We start from the raw sequence: 17,983 nt of genomic DNA, 5'->3' as shown, positions 1-17,983 counted from the left end.
GGGTCGCTTGCCTTAGAACAGCCCTGGGATCTCGTACTGCGCGGCATTCGGGCGATCGGGTTGCAGCATCGTCTGACGCCCAGAACCCAGAGCTTGCTGCACTCCGGCAGCGCCAATGGCGATGCAGGTTCGTCCGCCCAGAAAATCCAGAGCTGCTGCGATAGAGGCCTCGGTCGGATCGCCAAATGGCGTGAAGATGTCATCGTCGGCTCGGCAAGTGTTGGGCACTTCGCTTGCGAGCCCGTTGAAATATTCACCGTTCCCGTCGGCATTGTTGGTTTGGAACGTCACGGCGCGAACCCTGAGATCGCAGGCCGCAAGGTCAAAGCCAAATTGACCCACTGGCTTACCCGAGGTGTCATCTCCGACCAGCGCTAGATTGTTGCCTAAATAAGGGATCATCGAATTGATCACGAGCTCGCTAGCGGAAGCCGTGCCTATGCGGCCAATGAATGCGATTTTGGTTGGCTGGATTGCGTTGGCCTCTGTTTGAAACAGCTCGGTTGAATTTTCCGCGGATTTCGAGGCCCGCAGGACCGTCTCGCTGAACACCTGACCGGTGCGTCCTTGCCCCAGAAGGTCGCCGAGCAGATCCGCGACATCGACCAAACCGCCGCCATTATAGCGGAAGTCGATGATCAGTTCGGTCACTCCTTCGCTTTGGAACAGCGCAAAGGCCTCGCGCAGCTCGTCAGAGGCGCTGGCGACAATAAAGGTGCGAAGGTTGAGGTAGCCAACTTTTTTGCCCGCATCATCCAGGATCAGCGCCCCGTATCGGTCAGATACCGGATCAAGTGAGAAATCAGTCTTTGTAATACTGGATTCGCTGGTCGTGTTGGCCGCTGTGCGGAACTGGATCACCCTAGTGGTGCCGGCTGTGGATGGGCCGAGTGCATCTATCACCGCTTGCGGTCCGCCCGTCGACATCAGGGAGGATACGTTCTGCAAGTTACCACTGCTTGTGCCAATCGCGAGCAATTCTGTGCCGCGATCAATGCCTGCGCCAAACCCAGGTGCATTTTCAAAAGCCTCAAGCACGAACACGCGGTCGTTGACCGTGTCATAGGCAAGCCTGATGCCAAACCCCGCATTAGAACCGGAGTTAATCAGCGCGTTCTCTTCGGCGATGGATGTTGCGAAGGTAAAGCCGCGATCGCGCTGCTGAGCACGGGCGGGGGCGACTAATGCGTCCAGATAACCTTGAAGGTCGGTGAAATTGCTGGCCACAACAGTGTTGTCGATCAAATTCGGGAACAGGTACCATTCATCGATTACGTCTTTGGCGAATTGTTGTTGCTCGGCGAGCGTGCATCCTGGTGTGCCTCCGCTCGTTCCTCCACCAGTCCCGCCGCCCGCGGTGCCGCCACCGGTCGTTTGACCGGATCCTCCACCGCCGCCACAAGCGGCCAATGAGATTGCGAGGAGGGTAGATAGGGTAATGCGACCAATCGTCATGCGGTGCGACTCCGACTTACAAAAGCGTCTTTGATGGATGTTTTCTATACAATCAGCATGGCTGATGAACCCCTAGTGAGCAAGATTACTCTCCTGTTAATGGGCGAATGTCAGGCACGCCTGCTCGCAATGGGCATCAACGAAAGGCTGGAATTCTGCCATTTGGATACAACTTTTCACAATTTTGGATGAGTTTTCCTCAGAAACCGGGGCAAAGCTCAGCTAAAACTCTCGTCTTGGCGATCCGATGCGCCTAGTTTGCAAAGAGAATTAGGAGGGAATTGTTTCGATGACGGGTTTGCCTGATTGGCTCAAAACTGCACTGCCTGCGTCTGCGCAGCATGCGGGCTTGGCGATTGCGCAATTGGGCAGCGAACGCAATTTTGCTCGCGGCGGGTTCAAATTGACCAGCCCGGCATTTGGTCCTGGTGAAGAACTTGACCCTTGCTTCAGCGCTGAAGAAGAGGACGCTGTCGCGCCGCCACTTGAGTGGAATGCGCCGCCTCCTGGTACACAAGAATTGGTGCTTATCGTAGAAGACGCGACCAGTGCCGGGGATGAGCCGGATTGCCATTGGCTAGTCTGGGGGCTCAAGGGCCAAAAGGGCATGCTGCTGGAAGGTGAGACGCCTCCGCGCGTCGGAAAGAATTCAAAAGGCAATTCGGAATGGTTGCTGCCTAACCCGCCAGAGGGTGAGACGCGGCAATATGTGTTCCAATTGTTTGCAACGGAATTGCCGCTGACATTGATGCCCGGGGCGACCCGCGCGGATTTGTTGGCGACATTAGAAGGGTCGATAGTCGCCAGCGCATTGTTGGTCGCCCCATTTACTGGTTCTGCCGCTGAGGATGAAGGCGACTGGGCTGAAGACGATATTTGAAGTTGAATACGTGACTTTGATTTTTTGAAACCTGCCACCACTGAGAAGGAGAGGATTATGGCTGGAAAGACTAACGCACTGCAGAAACCAGTGCAGCTTTCGTCTGAACTTGAAGCTGTTATCGGCAAAGGCCCGATGACGCGCGCACAAGTGACGTCGAAGATTTGGGAGTACATTAAGGGCAACAGCCTGCAAGACAGCAAAGACAAGCGTCAGATCAATCCTGATGGCAAGCTCAGCGCTGTGATCGGTAAAGATCAGATCTCAATGTTCAAAATGACGGCTGCGGTGTCTAAGCACCTCACCTAAGAGTGATCGCTGGCGGCGCCGCGCGCATATTATGTGCGGCGTCGCCAGCCCACTTCTCCAGCGAACAGCGCCAACCAGATCAATATCGGTTGCGCGATCATTCGCGGAATATGATAGCCAAGCCCGAGACCGCCATCGGAGCTCGCCATGTCCATGGCAAAATGGTTGATATTGGCGGGCCATACACACAGCGCATAAAGAGCAAGGCCGATGCCGCCCGCCTGCCTCAGAGGCTTAGAAATGGGCTGAAGCAAGGCGATTGCGCCGGCGACCTCGGCAATTCCTGTCCAATAGACGACCGCCTCTGGTGCGGGCACGAAGCCTGGCGTGATCGCCAGAAATGGCCCCGGCGTGGCGATATGGGCATAGCCAGCATAGCCGTAAAATGCAGCCAAAATCACCCGCAAGACCGCACGGCTCCAACGCTTTACGCTGCTTTCTCGCTGGCCCGCAGCGATGGTTTCGCCTTGGCGCTGCTCAATTGAATTGTTGATTGGTCATTCCCCGCCGCTTTGCAGAAAGCCGCTTCCCTTCGCTCTACTGCTTGCTAAGACAAGACCTAGCCGATCTGGACCATGCTTAGGAGCTGTTTTTGCCATGAAATATGCCGCCGCCTTGCTCGCCGCTTCCCTGCTGACATCGCCGCTTGCTGCGCAAGAGGCAGGCGGCGAAGCAGCCGCGCCAGATCCCGCAGAAGCGCTCGCAGCGGCCGCGCTTGAGGCTGCACCAGTATTTGACGGCCATAACGATGTGCCGATCCAGCTGCGCTCGCGGTTCGACAATCAGATCAATGATTTTGACTTTGTGGATACGACGGGCACAGGCGCGACTCATCCTCAGGGCCGGGCGATGCATTCTGACCTGACGCGTCTGGCGCAGGGTAAGGTCGGCGCGCAATATTGGTCGGTTTATGTGCCCACCAACATAAGCGAGCCAGAGGCCGTGCAGATGACGATGGAGCAGATCGACGTGATGAAGCGTCTGATCGCGCGTTATCCCGATCAATTGCAGCTGACGTTGACCGCGGATCAGGCGGAAAGCGCTATGGCTGAGGGGCGGATTGCCTCGTTTCTGGGAATGGAGGGCGGCCACTCAATCGGCTCCAGCCTCGCGGTCCTGCGGCAAATGTATGCGCTAGGCGCGCGCTATATGACGATCACCCATTCCAGAAACACGCCTTGGGCTGACAGCGCGACGGATACGCCCGAGCATGGCGGCTTGACCGATTTCGGCAAAGACTTGATCCGCGAGATGAACCGCATTGGGATGTTGGTCGATCTCAGCCACGTCAGCGAAGAAACAATGATGGACGCGCTTGATACGACTCGCGCTCCGGTGATCTTCAGCCACTCCGGCGCGCGCGCAATCAATGGCCATGCGCGCAATGTGCCCGACTCAGTTCTCGAAAGATTGCCTCAAAATGGCGGTATTGTGATGGTCGTTGGCTTGCCCGGCTTTCTCAATGAAGAACGGCGCCAGTGGTATAGCCAGCGCGAGGCAGAGTTAGCGCGGCAGGAATCGCTCTACCAGGGGCAGCCAAGCATTGTTGAAGCGGCCATGGAAGAGTGGGATGCGGCCAATCCAGAGCCTCAGACACCAGTGAGCCAGATGGCCGATCACATCGATCATATCCGCTCGGTCGCGGGCGTTGAGTATATCGGGATAGGGGCGGATTTCGACGGGATGCCAACCGGGCCGATCGGCATGGAAGACAGCGCAGGCTATCCAGCGCTCTTCACAGAGCTTGCCCGGCGCGGCTATTCACAAACGGAGCTTGAGCTGATTTCAAGTCTCAATGCGATACGCGTTTTGCGGGCAGCTGAACGCTATTCGAGCAGTGTTTCAGCAATGCCGCCAATCGAGACGCTGATTGAACCTAGTGAGTGAGTCACCCTGATGGGGGCACTCACTCGCTAGGCCGGAATTCGGAAGTCGGCCCTTAGCCGTAGATCGCAGGAATAACCCAGACGAGGGTCATCGCAATGACCGCAGCGGCTAGGCTGATGCCGAGCACCCAGCGCATCGCGCCAGTTTTTACCGCAGCCGTAGCATCGTCATCTTCGATGTGAATTTCGTCGCCTTCTTTATGCATAAAGCCCTCCACTCTGCGTAGTTATAGATAATTTAACGGAGAGAACCAGCAATCGTTCCAAGGTTGCTGGGCTGCTCGATATTCTAATCAATCGCGCAGCAGCTCATTGATGCCTGTTTTAGAACGAGTTTGCGCGTCCACTGTCTTCACGATTACCGCACAATAGAGCGACGGACCGGGGCTGCCATCAGCCAAAGGTTTGCCCGGCAGTGCGCCCGGGACGACCACTGCGTAGGGTGGAACTTCGCCGCGGTGGACCGCGCCCGTTGCGCGGTCGACGATCTTGGTAGATGCCCCTAGGTAAACGCCCATTGAGAGTACAGCGCCTTCGCCAACGCGCACGCCCTCTGCTACTTCGCTGCGCGCGCCAATGAATGCACCGTCGCCAATGATCACGGGCTCGGCCTGCAACGGCTCCAGCACGCCGCCGATGCCTGCGCCGCCAGAGATATGGACATTCTTGCCGATTTGCGCGCACGAACCGACGGTTGCCCAGGTGTCGATCATCGACCCTTCATCAACAAATGCGCCGATGTTTACAAAGCTTGGCATCAGGACAACGCCCTTGCCAATGTGGCTGCCGCGGCGAACGATTGCGCCCGGGACAACGCGAAAACCGGCGTCGTTGAACCGGCTTTCGCCCCAACCAGCAAACTTGGTGGGGACCTTGTCATAAGCTGCCTCACCAGCCGAGGCACCTTCCATCACGTGATTGTCGCTGAGCCGGAATGAGAGCAGCACCGCTTTTTTCAGCCATTGGTTCACACGCCACCCGTCATTCCCATCGGGTTCTGCCACCCGGGCCTGACCGCTGTCGAGCAAGGCTAGAGCATCATTCACCGCGTGGCGTACATCGCTCCCCGGAGTGATATCAGCGCGCGCTTCCCATGCAGCTTCGATTTGGGTGATCAACTCTTCTGACATGTTTTCTCCAAAATGACTGCTCTTGAATTTGCCTTCAGCCGGAAAATTCGCCGCAATGCCTTCTCGTAATTTACAAGGTTGTTGTGCTGCTAGCCCGCTGAGATCATAGTCACAAGAGTTCACAACATCGCTGGCGCAATTCGGCGTTTAGCCAAGCAATCGGCTTGCCTTGTTATTAACCTTGGACTTAAGCTTTGTCCTTAGAGGGGCACACGAAGGACGATCTTGATGAATAAGAAGCCCAATTGCCCGGTCAACTTGAAAATTGTCGTTGCGGCGACAGCGTGTGCAGCGCTCGGTGCTTGCGGTGGAAGCGCAGGCGGCGCTGGCGGAGCCGGGCCAATATCAACGCCGGTACCTGCCCCAGTGCCGCCGCCGCCGCCACCCCCTCCACCACCGCCGCCTCCACCCACAACCAATTTTGACACCGCGGAATTTCGCCGTTCTGATGGGCCTGATTTTCACGGCGCTGTCTCGGCTTGGGAGCAGGGGTTCACTGGGGCTGGAGAGATTATTGCGATCATCGATACGGGTCTGGATACGGACAGTCCTGAATTCGCTGGCCGAGTGAATGCTAATTCTGCAGATGTCGTCGGCAATCGCGGGGTCGATCCAGAAGATGATCACGGCACAAACGTGGCATTGGTTGCCGCCGGAGGGCGCGATGGCATCGGTGTGCTGGGAATTGCGTTTGATGCCGACATCCTTGCGGTTCGGGCCGACAACATCGGCTCTTGCGGTATAGACACGCCGTCTGACCCATCGCTCGGATGCTTGTTCAGCGACGGGAACATCGCCGATGGCATTGATCTTGCGATCAGTTCTGGTGCGAGCGTGGTCAACATAAGCTTGGGCGGCGGTTTCGCATCGCGAAGTCTGCTTGATGCGGTGGAACGGGCCGCCAATGCAGGATTGGCTATTGTTGTGTCGGCCGGCAATTCTGGCGACGGTTCGGATCCAAACATTGACCCTGACCAGCCAGACGCTTTCGCGTCTAGCATTCAGCAGGCCGGCAACGGCAATGTAATCATCGTCGGCTCGGTCGATGAAAACGGCGCGATTTCGGATTTCTCAAACCGTGCCGGTGACTTTGCCAGCTCTTACATAAATGCGCGCGGCGAAACCATTTGCTGCGTCTATGACAATGGCGAGCTGTTCGTTGAAAACATTAATGGGGGCGAATTCGTCACATTGTTTTCTGGAACCAGCTTTGCCGCTCCTCAGGTGTCTGGCGCTGTTGCCCTGCTGGCGCAGGCTTTCCCAAATCTAACCGGCCAAGAGATTGTGCAGATCCTGCTCGACAGCGCGCGGGATGCTGGCGCGACCGGCGTTGACGCGGTCTTCGGCTCGGGCATTCTTGATATTGAGGCTGCGTTTGCGCCAGCGGGCACTACCACCCTAGGCGGAACCCAGTCGAGACTGGCGCTGGCCGATGACGTCGTGATTGGTTCGGCCGCCATGGGCGATGCCTTGAACAGAACCAGTCTAACGGCAGTTGTGACCGATAGGTATGACCGGGCTTATGCCTATGACCTGGGCACACAGACACGCAATTCTGCGCAGGTTCAGCGCCTTCGCGGCGTGGTTGAGCGCAGCGGCATCAGCCGCGGCGGAACGACCGGCGCTGTGTCGATGGCCTTCACTATTGGAGACACGGCCCGCACTGGCGAGCGCGCTTGGGCTCAGCAATTGCAACTGACTCCAGAGGAGGCGCAAGGCGCGCGGGTTCTGGCGGCGCGCGTTGCGGCCAAGATAGCGCCTGATCTTCAGTTAGGCTTTGCATTGTCGCAAGGCGCAGGCGGCCTAGTCGCTCAGATGCAAGGCACGGACCGGCCAGCCTTCCGCATCGCACCACAAGCGAACGGTGATGATGGATTTTTTCAAAGCAGCGAGTTTTCACTGGCCGCACGCCACCAGCTTGGCCCTTGGGGGCTGACTGTCTCGGCGGATCGCGGCGATGTGCTATTGGGCGCGGACAGACAGGCCGAAGATGTGCTTACAGGCGTGCGCGAAGAACGGCCGACGCAAAGCTTTGGCTTGGCTGCGGATCGCTCCATAGCGGGCGTGGACGCGATTGTCTCGCTCACGTGGATGCAGGAAACGGACACCCTGCTGGGTGCGCATTTCCACGATGCGCTTGGCATTGGCAGGGCGGACACGGTGTTTCTGGACGCCGAATTGGGCCATGAATTTGCTCGCGGTTGGCGAGTGGGCGGGGCTTATCGTCAAGGCATTACTCGCCCCCGTGGTGGATCACTCCTTGGTGACGGCTCACAATTACTGAGCGAAGCTTGGTCATTCGATGTGACGCGCTACGGCGTGCTGACCAACAGCGACAGTCTGGGCCTTCGCTTTAGTCAGCCATTGCGGGTGAGCGGCGGCGGGCTGAACCTCGACCTGCCGGTGGCCTATGACTATGCGACCGAGAGCGCAGTCTTTGGAACGCAGCGGCTTTCGCTTTCTCCGGAGGGGCGCGAAGTGATGGGCGAACTTGCCTGGCAAGGGCCGCTTTCGTTCGGTTATGCCTCGGCGAGCCTGTTCTATCGCCGCGATCCGGGGCACTTCGCCGCGTCACGCGATGATGCGGGTGCAGTAGTGAGCTTTAGCGCGGAGTTCTGAGCGCGCTGAGCGAATAGCTTATTCTGGCATTCCCGCTTCGATGGCAAATTGATAAGCGCGCGCGACCAGCGGGGCGACCCGCTCGCTCATCGCTTTCGCATGAGCGGACGAGGCGGTGCCGTCGATCACGCGCTTCTTAATACCCTGGATAATGCCTGCGAGCCGGAACAGATTGTAGGCAAAGTACCATTCCATCGGCGGCACGGGATAGCCGGTGCGCGCGACATAGCGTTCAACCGCTTCCTTGACCGTCGGAATGCCCAGTTCACCCAAGTCGAGCCCGAGCAATCCGGCGCGGCCATCGGCAGGCTGAAACCAGTTGAGCATCAAATAGCTGAAATCAGCAATCGGATCGCCAAGCGTTGAAAGCTCCCAATCGAGCACGACAATCACGCGGTTCTCTGTCTGGTGAAAAATCACGTTGTCGAGCCGGTAATCGCCATGCACCACGGAACTTTCATGCTGCGGCGGGATCGTCTCGGGCAGCCATTCAATGAGCCGCTCCATTTGCGGCATGTGCTCTGTTTCAGAGAGCTTATATTGTTTTGACCAGCGGCTGATCTGGCGCGCGCAATAATCATTGGGCTTGCCATAATCCCCAAGTCCGATTTCGGACGGTGTCTTAAGGTGCATATCCGCGATCGTATCGATCAGCGCATTGTAAAGTTCGCGGCGCTCTTCCTTGGAGCATCCGGGCAAAGCACCATTCCACAGGCTGCGTCCATCAGCCATGCTCATAACGAAGAATTTTGAGCCCAGAACCTCGGGGTCTTCGCATAGACCATAGGTGCGCGGTACCGGAAAGCCGGTTGGATAAAGCCCCGTCATCGCCGCATATTCGCGGTCGACCGCGTGTGCGCTCGGCAGCAGTTTTCCGAAGGGTTGGCGGCGCAGAACGTAATTCGCGCCGGGCGTCTCAATCTTATAGGTTGGGTTGGATTGCCCGCCTTTGAATTTGGTGTAGCTGATCGGCCCGGCAAAGCCTTCGACATTGGCTTCAAACCACGCAGTCAGCTTGTCCATATCGAGCTTGTCAGCGTCCGCCACTTCAACCGTCCCGACCATTTCCTTGTCGAAATCGATTTGCGGAGCAGAATTGTCAGTCATCAGTCAAATACCACCACACTGCGCGCGGAATTGCCGGCGCGCATTTTGTCAAAACCAGCATTAATTTCATCGAGCCCGATCCGCTCTGCGATGATCGTATCGAGATCGAGTAGACCGCGAAGGTAGAAATCCACGAGCCGCGGAAGATCGACCGGGAAATGGTTCATTCCCATGATCGCGCCCATCAACTTCTTGCCGCCGAGCAGATCCATCGCGCCAAGCCCGACTTTGCAATCGAGTGGCATCATACCGAGGATCACAGCTGTTCCGCCGCGCCGCAAAGATGCGACCGCGAGGTCGGCGGAGGCCTGACGCCCAACTGCTTCGATGCCGAAGTCGACACCGCCGTTTGAGATTGCTGTGATCTGCTTGGCGGCATCATCGGCCATGGCGTCCACGGTGTGAGTTGCGCCCAACGCTTCTGCTAATGCGCGCTTTTCCGGGAGCGGATCGGCGGCGATGATCTGACCAGCGCCGGCAATCTTGGCCGCATTAACAACCGCAAGGCCAACCCCGCCGCAACCGATCACCGCGACAGTCTGTCCCGGCGTCAGTTTGCAAGCATTGAAGATCGTGCCCGCGCCGGTTGTGACCGCGCAGCCAATGATCGCCGCCCGATCTAGCGGCATGTCTTTGTCGATCGAAACGCAGGCATTCTCATGGATCAGCATCTGCTCAGAGAATGCCGACAGGTTGAGCATCTGATTGACGGGTTCGTCGCCGTTGCGGGTAATGCGCAACGCATCACCCTTGCCCCGGCGAGTGTTCCCGCCAAGGCAGAGGGCCATGCGCCCAGTCACGCAAAATTCGCAGGTCCCGCAGAAGGCACTGAGGCATGATACGACGTGATCGCCGGGTTTGACGGAGCGCACTTCGCTGCCCACGGCGCGGACAATGCCGGCTGCCTCATGCCCCGGAATGGCTGGGAGAGGATGCGGATATGCCCCGTCGATAAAGTGCAGATCTGAATGGCACAGGCCGCAGGCCTTGGTGTCAATCAGCACTTCGTGCGGCGCTGGATCGGCCAGTTCAACCTCGCCAATGACGAGGCCTTCACCTGGCGTCTCCAGAATTGCTGCCTTTGCCATAGCTGGCCTCTCCCCTTTTGCCCCCGCTTAGCGGGTGGCGCCCATATCGCCCGAGCTCATGCTGCCAGCATCATTGGCGGCATTGCCGCTGCCGCGCAGCGCATTGGCGGTCGGCCCTGCTTCCGGGGCGTGCTTGCCAAATTCCATTCGGGCGATGGAGCGTGCGTGCACTTCATCGGGACCATCGGCGAGACGCAAGGTGCGTTGATGCGCATAAGCGTTGGCGAGGCCGTAATCGTTCGACACACCGCCGCCGCCATGGGCTTGGATCGCATCGTCAATGATTTTCAGAGCCATGTTCGGCGCCTGAACCTTGATCATCGCGATTTCCTGCTTGGCTGATTTGTTGCCCACCTTGTCCATCATATCAGCAGCCTTGAGACACAGCAGACGGGTCATGTCGATATCGATCCGGGCACGCGCCACGCGCTCTTCCCAGACTGAGTGCTTATAGATCGGTTTGCCGAATGCTTCGCGCTCTTGCAGACGCTTGCACATCTTTGCCAGCGCCTCTTCAGCAACGCCAATGGTGCGCATGCAGTGGTGGATACGGCCTGGGCCGAGGCGTCCTTGAGCGATCTCGAAACCGCGACCTTCGCCCAGCAGCATGTTGGTGACCGGGACGCGAACGTCCTTCATTTCGACTTCCATATGGCCGTGCGGCGCATCGTCATAGCCGAATACGGGCAGGTGACGGATGATGTTAACTCCCGGCGCGTCGTTAGGCATCAAGAGCATTGATTGCTGTGCGTGACGGCCTGCTGTTGGATCAGTCTTGCCCATTACGATGGAGACCTTACAGCGCGGATCGCCCAGACCCGACGACCACCATTTGCGGCCATTGATCACATATTCATCGCCGTCGCGCTCAATCCGGGTTTCGATATTGGTCGCGTCAGACGAAGCGGTGAAGGGCTCCGTCATCAGGAAGGCAGAACGGATTTCACCGTTCATGATCGGCCGCAGCCATTTTTCCTTTTGCTCAATGGTGCCGTAACGGTGGAACACTTCCATATTGCCAGTGTCAGGCGCGGAGCAGTTGAAGACTTCACTGGCCCAGCCGATGCGGCCCATCTCTTCCGCGCACAGAGCATATTCGAGGTTCGTCAGGCCGGGGCCTTCGAATTCGAACGTCTCTTCGACGTGATGATGGCCCTCATTGCGAGGCGGCATGAAGAGGTTCCAGATGCCAGCTTCCTTCGCCAGCTTCTTCTTGTCTTCGATGATCTGGATCACCTTCCAACGATCACCCTCGGCATCCTGCGCTTTATAGGTGTCCATGTTGGGGCGAACATGCGCTTCGATGAAATCGCGCACGCGGTCGCGCCAATAAACCTGACGTTCGGTTGGCTGAAAATCCATTGGGGGTTTCCTCTCTCTATCTTCGAATCTGTTGAGAGAACCGTGGCAGAGTGCAACTGACCCGCCAAGCTCTCTTTTGTGGAACTTCTAGCTAAGTCCGGGTGAATGTCCTTGCGCGGCCAATGCGGCATCGCGCGCTTCCACGCGTGCCTCATGTTCTTCCTTCGTAATTGGAAATCTGCCGAGCCAATAGGCCGCTAAAAGCGCCAGCACGATGGTTGCAACAGCAAAGCTGATGATCATTGTTGAAAGCACGCTTGCTGGAACGGATGTCGGGTCGGCCCCTTGTTCCAACTGCGAAATGGCGATGATCTGTCCGGTTAAAGCCGCGCCAAAGCCGGTTGCGCATTTCTGGACCAGCCAATTGCCTGAATAAAACGATCCCTCTGCACGGCGTCCAGTACGCTCTTCAAAGGCTTCGACAATTTCTGCGATCATCGATGAAGCGGAGATCATGATCACCACGCCGAACATATTCGCGAAGATCACGAAGGCGTAATAAAGGAAAGTCGAAGAATATGAGGCAACCTCTGGCCACCATCCAATCAGGAAAAGTCCATAGGGAGCTAGGCCGAATGCAAGCGCGATGAAGGCGCTGATTGCCGCACTTTTTGGCTTGCCTAAGCGGGCATGCATCGGGCCGACGATCATGAACATGCCGATGACTGAAATGGCCAGGACGAACGGATAGGCGGTCAGGCCATTAAGCCACGCCGGAGCCCAATCGAACGTCACCCGGTCAAGCTGCCAGACGAACAGGTTTAGGTAGTTAGAGATCGAAAATGTCATTCCCTGACTGATGTAAGCGGCGAGGCCACCTGCGGCGAAAATCAGGAATGCCTTTTCGCTAAACGCTTCCTTGATTTCAGAAAATGCGTCTTTGAGGCTGAAAGGCGGAGGCTTGGTATCTGGCAATTTGGCGACAATGGAGTGCTGGCCATAGGCGGAACCGAGCACCGCCACAGCCATCACGGCCGCGCCGAATGCGCCGAAGGCGGGGTAGCCATCCTGTACCAGCAATCCGTTCTCGCCCGGCATAAATACGGTGTAGGCCAGCACCATCATCATGATGCCTCCCATCCAGCCCGACAAATATCGATAGCGGAACAAGGTGGTCCGCTCATTATAATCTGATGTCAGTTCAGGAATGAGGCTGGTTGAGGGGACTTCGCACGCTGACAGCAGCAAACGCACCGCGACCATAATGCCAAGCAATCCCAGCGCCGTTGGGGCCTCGCCGCCCGGCGGTGACCACAACAGTACCCAGGCGAAGGCCAGTGGTATCGGCGCTGCATAAAGCCACGGCAATCTCCTGCCCCAACGGGTGTAGGTGCGGTCCGACAGATAGCCGATAATCGGATCGATAAAAGCATCGATCAGCAGTGCCCCGAGCAGCACCAGACCAACAAGGCCGGCATCCATTCCCAGCACTTGGCTGTAATAAAACAGCAGGAAGAACAGAAATCCGCCATCCTTGACCCCAAACGCGACCGCGCCAAAGCCATGGATGATCTTTAATTTTAAGGGCAATTTGCCTTTAACGAAGCTCATTCATGCACCTTGCCGTGCGCCGTCTTCGCTGCGAATCTGATCACAAAAGTTCTCCCAAACTCCTGACGCAAGCGTAAGCTAAGCGTTGTGCGCGTCAATCGAAACCGCTTGACGTTACGGCATGCTATCGATCGAATTTCTATGCTTGCAGCCATGGGGCAAATGACCATAACGTAAGCGTCAAGTGGGAGCTTAGTTGAGAGGAGAGTCGGCGACATGTCCGATCTAGAACAATTCCGCCAAGAAACCCGCGCATGGCTGGAGGCGAACTGCCCGGCTGAGATGCGCGAACCTGTCCGCGATGAAGGCGACATTTATTGGGGCGGCCGCCGGGCAACCTTCAAGAATGACGCGCAAAAGGCGTGGTTCGATGCGTGCCTTGCGAAAGGCTATACGGTTCCAGCTTGGCCGAAAGAATATGGCGGCGCAGGCCTCGCGCCTGAAGAAGCCAAGGTGCTGCGTCAGGAAATGAGCCGCATAAATGCGCGCCCGCCGCTCTCCAGCTTTGGCATTTGGATGCTTGGCCCAGCATTGCTGCACTTCGGCACCGAAGAGCAAAAGAAGCATTTTCTGGGCGAGATTGCGCGCGGCGAAATCCGATGGTGCCAGGGCTATTCGGAGCCGGGTTCAGGCAGCGATTTGGTCAGTCTGCAAACCTTTGGCGAGGACAAAGGCGATCACTGGATCGTCAACGGTCAGAAGGTTTGGACCAGCTATGCTGACCAAGCCGATTGGATTTTCTGCCTCGTGCGCACTGACAAAGAGAACAAGTATCAAGGCATCACCTTCATGCTGTTCGACATGGAAAGCGAAGGCTGTTCGACCAAGCCGATCAAGCTGATCAGCGGCAACTCGCCGTTCTGCGAAACCTTCATGGACAATGTGAAGGTGCCCAAGAGCTATGGCGAAGGCCTGCCTGCGCAAGTTGGCGAGGTTAATCGCGGCTGGGACGTGGCGAAATATCTGCTCGGCCACGAACGTGAGATGATTTCCGGCGCTGACGGCGGCAACACCGGTACGATCGGCGCGGCGATGAAGCGCCACGCTGGCGAGCTGGACCCAGTCCTGCGCGCAGAGCTGGCGATGTTCGACGTTGATGCGCTGGCTTATGGCGCGATGGGCGAGAAATTCCTCGATGAAATCAAGGTTGGCAAGGCGCATCCCGCCCAGCCGAACATGATGAAATACGCAGGGACTGAGCTCAATAAGCGCCGCCACGAGCTGATGATGTCAGCTGGCGGCTCGCGTAGCCTCGAATGGGAAAGCGAAGAAACAAGCGGCGGCAAGCCATCTCGCAACTGGCTGAGGACGAAGGCTAACTCGATTGAGGGCGGCACATCGGAAGTCATGCTGAATGTGATTTCCAAGCGCATTCTCGACCTGCCCGGTTCTTAATCGAGAGCTCAAGCACACATGGCCGCCCCGCAAATCGCGCGGGCGGCCCGCACGAATAAACGTATGAGAGGATCAAGGGACTATGCCCCTTTACCACAATGACGACCAGGCCATGCTGGCCGACAGCGCGCGCCAATTTATGGCTGAAGAAGGCAATATTGCTAAGCAATTGCGCCATTGGAGAGACCGTGATTGCCCGGATGGATTTGGCCATGCGCTGTGGGAGCAGTTTGGCGAAATGGGCTTCACCGGCATTCTTGTTGGCGAAAAAGATGGCGGGCTTGGCATGGGCCATGTCGAGGCAGGTATTGTTCTCGAAGAGATCGGACGCAATCTGTCACCTTCGCCGTTTCTGACCAGCTCAGTCTTGGCTGCCACCGCGCTGAACCACGGTTCCAGCGATCTGCGCGGACGCTATTTGCCCGGCCTGATCGAAGGCAAAAGCGTGTTTGCCGTGGCAATTGATGAAGGCGCAAAGCATCGCCCTGAGCGGATCAAGATGCGCGCTGAAAAGTCAGGCAATGGCTTCAAGCTTTCCGGCCAGAAAGATTTCGTCATCCACGGCGCAAGCTCTGACATGATCGTTGTCGCGGCTCGCACCAGCGGCAGCGATGATGATGAAGACGGCATCACTCTGTTCGCGGTGCCCAAGGACGCGGCAAATATGAGCCACGATGCGGTTCGCCTAGTCGACAGTTCCGTCGCGACCCACACCACCTTTGATGGCGTAGAGCTGGATGGTGACGCGGTTATTGGCGAAGTCGATGGCGGACGCGAAGTGCTCAACGCCATGCTGAAGGCAGGGCGCGTCGGCGCGGCGGCAGAGGGCGTTGGCGTGGCCAGCGGCGCAATGGATATGACTGTCGAATACCTCAAGCAGCGCAAGCAATTCGGGAAGCTGATCGGCGAGTTTCAAGCGCTGCAACACCGCGCAAGCCACCTCTATTCCGAGGTCGAGATTGCGCGTGCTTCCGTGATCAAGGCGCAGCAATTGCTCGATGGCGACAGCGAGAAAGCTGACCTGATGGCATCTGTTGCCAAGGCAAAGGTCTCACAAACCGCAGGTCTCGCCGTGCGCGAAGGCGTGCAAATGCACGGCGGCATTGGCATGACTGACGAATATGACATCGGCCTCTATATGAAGCGCGACCGGGCGCTCAGCGAATTCCTTGGCGATGCCTATTACCATGCTGGCCGTGTGGCCGAGATGAGCGGCTACTAAGCCTTCCAATTGGAGCAAGAATTATGATGGATATGAACGCCCTGTTTGGCCTTAACGGCCGCGTTGCTCTGGTGACCGGTGGCAGCCGCGGCATTGGTAAGATGTTTGTTGAGGGCCTGCTGTCCGCTGGCTGCGCGCGGGTCTACATCTCGGCGCGCAAGGTTGAGCAGATGCAGGAAACCATTGCTGAATTCGGCGAAGACAAAGTGATCGGTATTCCCGCTGACCTCAGCCAGATGGATGGCATCCAAAGCCTCGCCGATGAAATGGCGAAGCGCGAGGACAAGCTTGATATCCTGATCAACAATGCTGGTGCGGCTTGGGGCCAGCCTTATCTGGAGTTTAGCGAAGCGGGCTGGCACCGCACGATGGACCTGAACGTCAAAACACCGTTTTTCCTCACGCAAAAACTGCACGATCTGCTGGTTGAAGGCGGCAAGGGCGATCACCCGGCAAAGGTGATCCACGTCTCGTCTATTGATGGCCAGCGTATCAACCCGTGGGAAACATATCCGTATCAGGCATCGAAAGCGGCCGTCATCCAGCTGACTAAGCGGATGGCCGCACGTCTGATCCAAGACAATATCATCGTCACCTCGATCGCGCCCGGCGCTTTCCCAAGTGAGATGAACAAGGCCGCCAAGAATGCGCCTGACGCTTCGGCTGCTATGATCCCGTCCAAGCGCGTCGGCACGAAGGAAGATATGGCTGCGGCTGCTATCTATCTGTGCAGCCGCGCCGGTGATTATGTGGTTGGCGATACAGTAACAGTCGATGGCGGGGTGGTGAACGCTTCACTGCCCAGCATGTTCAACGATCCTGCTGGCTAATCACAGCCTTTACGGCTTCAAAACTTGTAACCTTCGGCCTGCGCCTCTCGAACTGAGTTGTAAGAGACGCGCCTGCCGGAGGATTACACTATGTCCAAACACAAACGCCGCTATCAGCTTATTCAGGCGGCATCGCTCACGATCTTTCTAGGGCTGGGCATTGCGGCGGCACCCTATGCCGATGCGCAGGACGCAGAACCGGCCCCTGATTTTAGCGAGCCCGCGCCAGAGAATGGCGAGACGCCTGAGGGTACGCCAGAAATCAGCGAAGAGCTCAAAGCCGTGCTCGATCAGATGGATGAGGTGATTGGCGCGCTTGATGGAGACGCGCAACGCACTGGCAATTCTTGGCAGTTTACGTTGCAGGAACGCAGCATTCTGGTGGTCACTGATATCAGCCAGGGCCGCATGCGCGTGATTACTCCGATAGCCGCCGTTTCGGATTTGCCAGATGGCGCGATGGAGCGCTTGATGCAGGCGAATTTCGATACGGCTCTCGATGCGCGTTATGCGGTGGCGCAAAACCTGGTGTGGGGCGCCTATATCCATCCGCTCGACACGCTAACCACGCGCGATTTCGCCTCAGGCGTGCTGCAAACTCACGCTCTTGCCGAAACGTTTGGCACGACCTTCTCAAGCGGCGCTCTCAACTATGGCGGCGGCGATAGCGGCGCGATCATTGGCGAGCAGCTGCGCGAGCTTTTGGAAGAGTTGGATCGGAAAGGGACGGTTTAGATTGTTGCCGGTGACTGGCGGTAAAAAAGAACAACCGCCTGAATGATCGCGCACTCAATAAAGTCACGTCGGGCGCGGTACTAGGAGAACGATTAGGCCGATAATCAGTGGCAAACCAACTGTGGTCCAGAGGTTGATGATACTCTCTTTTGCCACTCCGAACAGGCTGTTTGTGACGGTTGAGATTACTGGCTGAACATTTTCCATCCAAGGCGCAGAAATGGATTTGAAAACCTTAAATGGTTCGATCGTCTCCCCCAGGAGACCCAGGATACACACGGCGGAAAGGAAAATCGCGCCCCAACCAAAGACTAACATGAATGTTCGCATGATGTATCATCTACTTTCGTTAGGCCGTCGGTCAGCTAGGCAAAGGTGATCCAATGCAAAGATCGGATAGTAGTGCTTCGCCAA

Annotated in this window: 16 protein-coding genes; 8 read left to right on the top strand and 8 right to left on the bottom strand. The window is 57.3% G+C overall.

Annotated elements, in window-relative coordinates:
- Positions 1-12 precede the first annotated feature (12 nt).
- The gene (locus AC0V6V_RS05750; protein ID WP_486164482.1) at positions 13-1,455 is read right to left on the bottom strand and encodes a S41 family peptidase; all 1,443 of its coding nucleotides are present in this window, start codon (positions 1,453-1,455) and stop codon (positions 13-15) included.
- 289 nt (positions 1,456-1,744) lie between these two features.
- Between AC0V6V_RS05750 and AC0V6V_RS05745 the strand changes: the two genes are divergently transcribed.
- Together AC0V6V_RS05745 and AC0V6V_RS05740 are read left to right on the top strand one after the other, a co-directional pair.
- Entirely contained in the window at positions 1,745-2,335 is a 591-nt protein-coding gene (locus AC0V6V_RS05745) for a YbhB/YbcL family Raf kinase inhibitor-like protein (RefSeq protein WP_486164481.1), read from the top strand.
- A gap of 57 nt (positions 2,336-2,392) precedes the next feature.
- On the top strand, positions 2,393-2,644 hold the full coding sequence (locus AC0V6V_RS05740) for an SWIB/MDM2 domain-containing protein (protein ID WP_472640715.1): 252 nt from the start codon (positions 2,393-2,395) through the stop codon (positions 2,642-2,644).
- 29 nt (positions 2,645-2,673) lie between these two features.
- Here AC0V6V_RS05740 and AC0V6V_RS05735 read toward each other — a convergent pair whose 3' ends face one another.
- On the bottom strand, positions 2,674-3,102 hold the full coding sequence (locus AC0V6V_RS05735) for a DoxX family protein (RefSeq protein WP_486166053.1): 429 nt from the start codon (positions 3,100-3,102) through the stop codon (positions 2,674-2,676).
- A 139-nt stretch (positions 3,103-3,241) separates the two neighbouring features.
- On the opposite strand from AC0V6V_RS05735, the gene AC0V6V_RS05730 reads away from it, so the two are divergent.
- Entirely contained in the window at positions 3,242-4,531 is a 1,290-nt protein-coding gene (locus AC0V6V_RS05730) for a dipeptidase (protein WP_486164480.1), read from the top strand.
- 52 nt (positions 4,532-4,583) lie between these two features.
- Here AC0V6V_RS05730 and AC0V6V_RS05725 read toward each other — a convergent pair whose 3' ends face one another.
- Together AC0V6V_RS05725 and dapD are read right to left on the bottom strand one after the other, a co-directional pair.
- On the bottom strand, positions 4,584-4,736 hold the full coding sequence (locus tag AC0V6V_RS05725) for a hypothetical protein (RefSeq protein ID WP_486164479.1): 153 nt from the start codon (positions 4,734-4,736) through the stop codon (positions 4,584-4,586).
- 87 nt (positions 4,737-4,823) lie between these two features.
- Positions 4,824-5,660 carry a 2,3,4,5-tetrahydropyridine-2,6-dicarboxylate N-succinyltransferase gene (dapD, locus tag AC0V6V_RS05720; protein ID WP_486164478.1) on the bottom strand — a complete coding sequence of 279 codons (837 nt, stop codon included), beginning with the start codon at positions 5,658-5,660 and terminating at the stop codon, positions 4,824-4,826.
- A 228-nt stretch (positions 5,661-5,888) separates the two neighbouring features.
- On the opposite strand from dapD, the gene AC0V6V_RS05715 reads away from it, so the two are divergent.
- Positions 5,889-8,279: a S8 family peptidase gene (locus AC0V6V_RS05715; protein ID WP_486164477.1), complete on the top strand. Its 2,391-nt coding sequence runs from the start codon at positions 5,889-5,891 to the stop codon at positions 8,277-8,279.
- A gap of 18 nt (positions 8,280-8,297) precedes the next feature.
- On the opposite strand, the gene AC0V6V_RS05710 is transcribed toward AC0V6V_RS05715, so the two are convergent.
- The 4 genes from AC0V6V_RS05710 to AC0V6V_RS05695 form a co-directional block, all read right to left on the bottom strand.
- Entirely contained in the window at positions 8,298-9,386 is a 1,089-nt protein-coding gene (locus AC0V6V_RS05710) for a phosphotransferase family protein (RefSeq protein WP_486164475.1), read from the bottom strand.
- Positions 9,386-10,474 carry a Zn-dependent alcohol dehydrogenase gene (locus tag AC0V6V_RS05705; RefSeq protein WP_486164474.1) on the bottom strand — a complete coding sequence of 363 codons (1,089 nt, stop codon included), beginning with the start codon at positions 10,472-10,474 and terminating at the stop codon, positions 9,386-9,388. Before AC0V6V_RS05705 ends, AC0V6V_RS05710 begins: the two co-directional genes overlap by 1 nt.
- 27 nt (positions 10,475-10,501) lie before the next feature.
- Positions 10,502-11,836, bottom strand: coding sequence for an acyl-CoA dehydrogenase family protein (locus AC0V6V_RS05700; protein WP_486164472.1), 1,335 nt, complete (start codon positions 11,834-11,836; stop codon positions 10,502-10,504).
- A gap of 87 nt (positions 11,837-11,923) precedes the next feature.
- On the bottom strand, positions 11,924-13,387 hold the full coding sequence (locus tag AC0V6V_RS05695; RefSeq protein ID WP_486164471.1) for an MFS transporter: 1,464 nt from the start codon (positions 13,385-13,387) through the stop codon (positions 11,924-11,926).
- Positions 13,388-13,603: 216 nt separating this feature from the next.
- Here AC0V6V_RS05695 and AC0V6V_RS05690 point away from each other — a divergent pair, with 216 nt between their 5' ends.
- The 4 genes from AC0V6V_RS05690 (at position 13,604) to AC0V6V_RS05675 (ending at position 17,569) form a co-directional block, all read left to right on the top strand.
- Positions 13,604-14,782 (top strand): acyl-CoA dehydrogenase family protein, encoded by a 1,179-nt coding sequence (locus tag AC0V6V_RS05690; RefSeq protein WP_486164470.1) that lies wholly within the window; start codon positions 13,604-13,606, stop codon positions 14,780-14,782.
- A gap of 82 nt (positions 14,783-14,864) precedes the next feature.
- Positions 14,865-16,004 carry an acyl-CoA dehydrogenase family protein gene (locus AC0V6V_RS05685; RefSeq protein WP_486164469.1) on the top strand — a complete coding sequence of 380 codons (1,140 nt, stop codon included), beginning with the start codon at positions 14,865-14,867 and terminating at the stop codon, positions 16,002-16,004.
- Between the two features lie 26 nt (positions 16,005-16,030).
- Positions 16,031-16,834, top strand: a complete 804-nt coding sequence (locus AC0V6V_RS05680) for an SDR family oxidoreductase (RefSeq protein WP_486166052.1) — start codon at positions 16,031-16,033, stop codon at positions 16,832-16,834.
- A 90-nt stretch (positions 16,835-16,924) separates the two neighbouring features.
- Positions 16,925-17,569, top strand: a complete 645-nt coding sequence (locus AC0V6V_RS05675; protein ID WP_486164468.1) for a hypothetical protein — start codon at positions 16,925-16,927, stop codon at positions 17,567-17,569.
- The last annotated feature ends 414 nt before the right edge of the window (positions 17,570-17,983 follow it).

This window comes from Erythrobacter sp. S249 (genome assembly GCF_057364975.1).
This window is presented reverse-complemented; position numbering and strand designations above follow the sequence as displayed.

Excerpts from the sequence above, each read along its gene's own strand:
- AC0V6V_RS05680 (WP_486166052.1), top strand. The coding sequence starts at position 16,031 with ATGGATATGAACGCCCTGTTTGGCCTTAACGGCCGCGTTGCTCTGGTG.
- AC0V6V_RS05750 (WP_486164482.1), bottom strand. The coding sequence starts at position 1,455 with ATGACGATTGGTCGCATTACCCTATCTACCCTCCTCGCAATCTCATTG.
- AC0V6V_RS05730 (WP_486164480.1), top strand. The coding sequence starts at position 3,242 with ATGAAATATGCCGCCGCCTTGCTCGCCGCTTCCCTGCTGACATCGCCG.
- AC0V6V_RS05685 (WP_486164469.1), top strand. The coding sequence starts at position 14,865 with ATGCCCCTTTACCACAATGACGACCAGGCCATGCTGGCCGACAGCGCG.
- dapD (WP_486164478.1), bottom strand. The coding sequence starts at position 5,660 with ATGTCAGAAGAGTTGATCACCCAAATCGAAGCTGCATGGGAAGCGCGC.
- AC0V6V_RS05715 (WP_486164477.1), top strand. The coding sequence starts at position 5,889 with ATGAATAAGAAGCCCAATTGCCCGGTCAACTTGAAAATTGTCGTTGCG.
- AC0V6V_RS05700 (WP_486164472.1), bottom strand. The coding sequence starts at position 11,836 with ATGGATTTTCAGCCAACCGAACGTCAGGTTTATTGGCGCGACCGCGTG.
- AC0V6V_RS05745 (WP_486164481.1), top strand. The coding sequence starts at position 1,745 with ATGACGGGTTTGCCTGATTGGCTCAAAACTGCACTGCCTGCGTCTGCG.
- AC0V6V_RS05725 (WP_486164479.1), bottom strand. The coding sequence starts at position 4,736 with ATGCATAAAGAAGGCGACGAAATTCACATCGAAGATGACGATGCTACG.
- AC0V6V_RS05675 (WP_486164468.1), top strand. The coding sequence starts at position 16,925 with ATGTCCAAACACAAACGCCGCTATCAGCTTATTCAGGCGGCATCGCTC.
- AC0V6V_RS05690 (WP_486164470.1), top strand. The coding sequence starts at position 13,604 with ATGTCCGATCTAGAACAATTCCGCCAAGAAACCCGCGCATGGCTGGAG.
- AC0V6V_RS05695 (WP_486164471.1), bottom strand. The coding sequence starts at position 13,387 with ATGAGCTTCGTTAAAGGCAAATTGCCCTTAAAATTAAAGATCATCCAT.
- AC0V6V_RS05710 (WP_486164475.1), bottom strand. The coding sequence starts at position 9,386 with ATGACTGACAATTCTGCTCCGCAAATCGATTTCGACAAGGAAATGGTC.
- AC0V6V_RS05705 (WP_486164474.1), bottom strand. The coding sequence starts at position 10,474 with ATGGCAAAGGCAGCAATTCTGGAGACGCCAGGTGAAGGCCTCGTCATT.
- AC0V6V_RS05740 (WP_472640715.1), top strand. The coding sequence starts at position 2,393 with ATGGCTGGAAAGACTAACGCACTGCAGAAACCAGTGCAGCTTTCGTCT.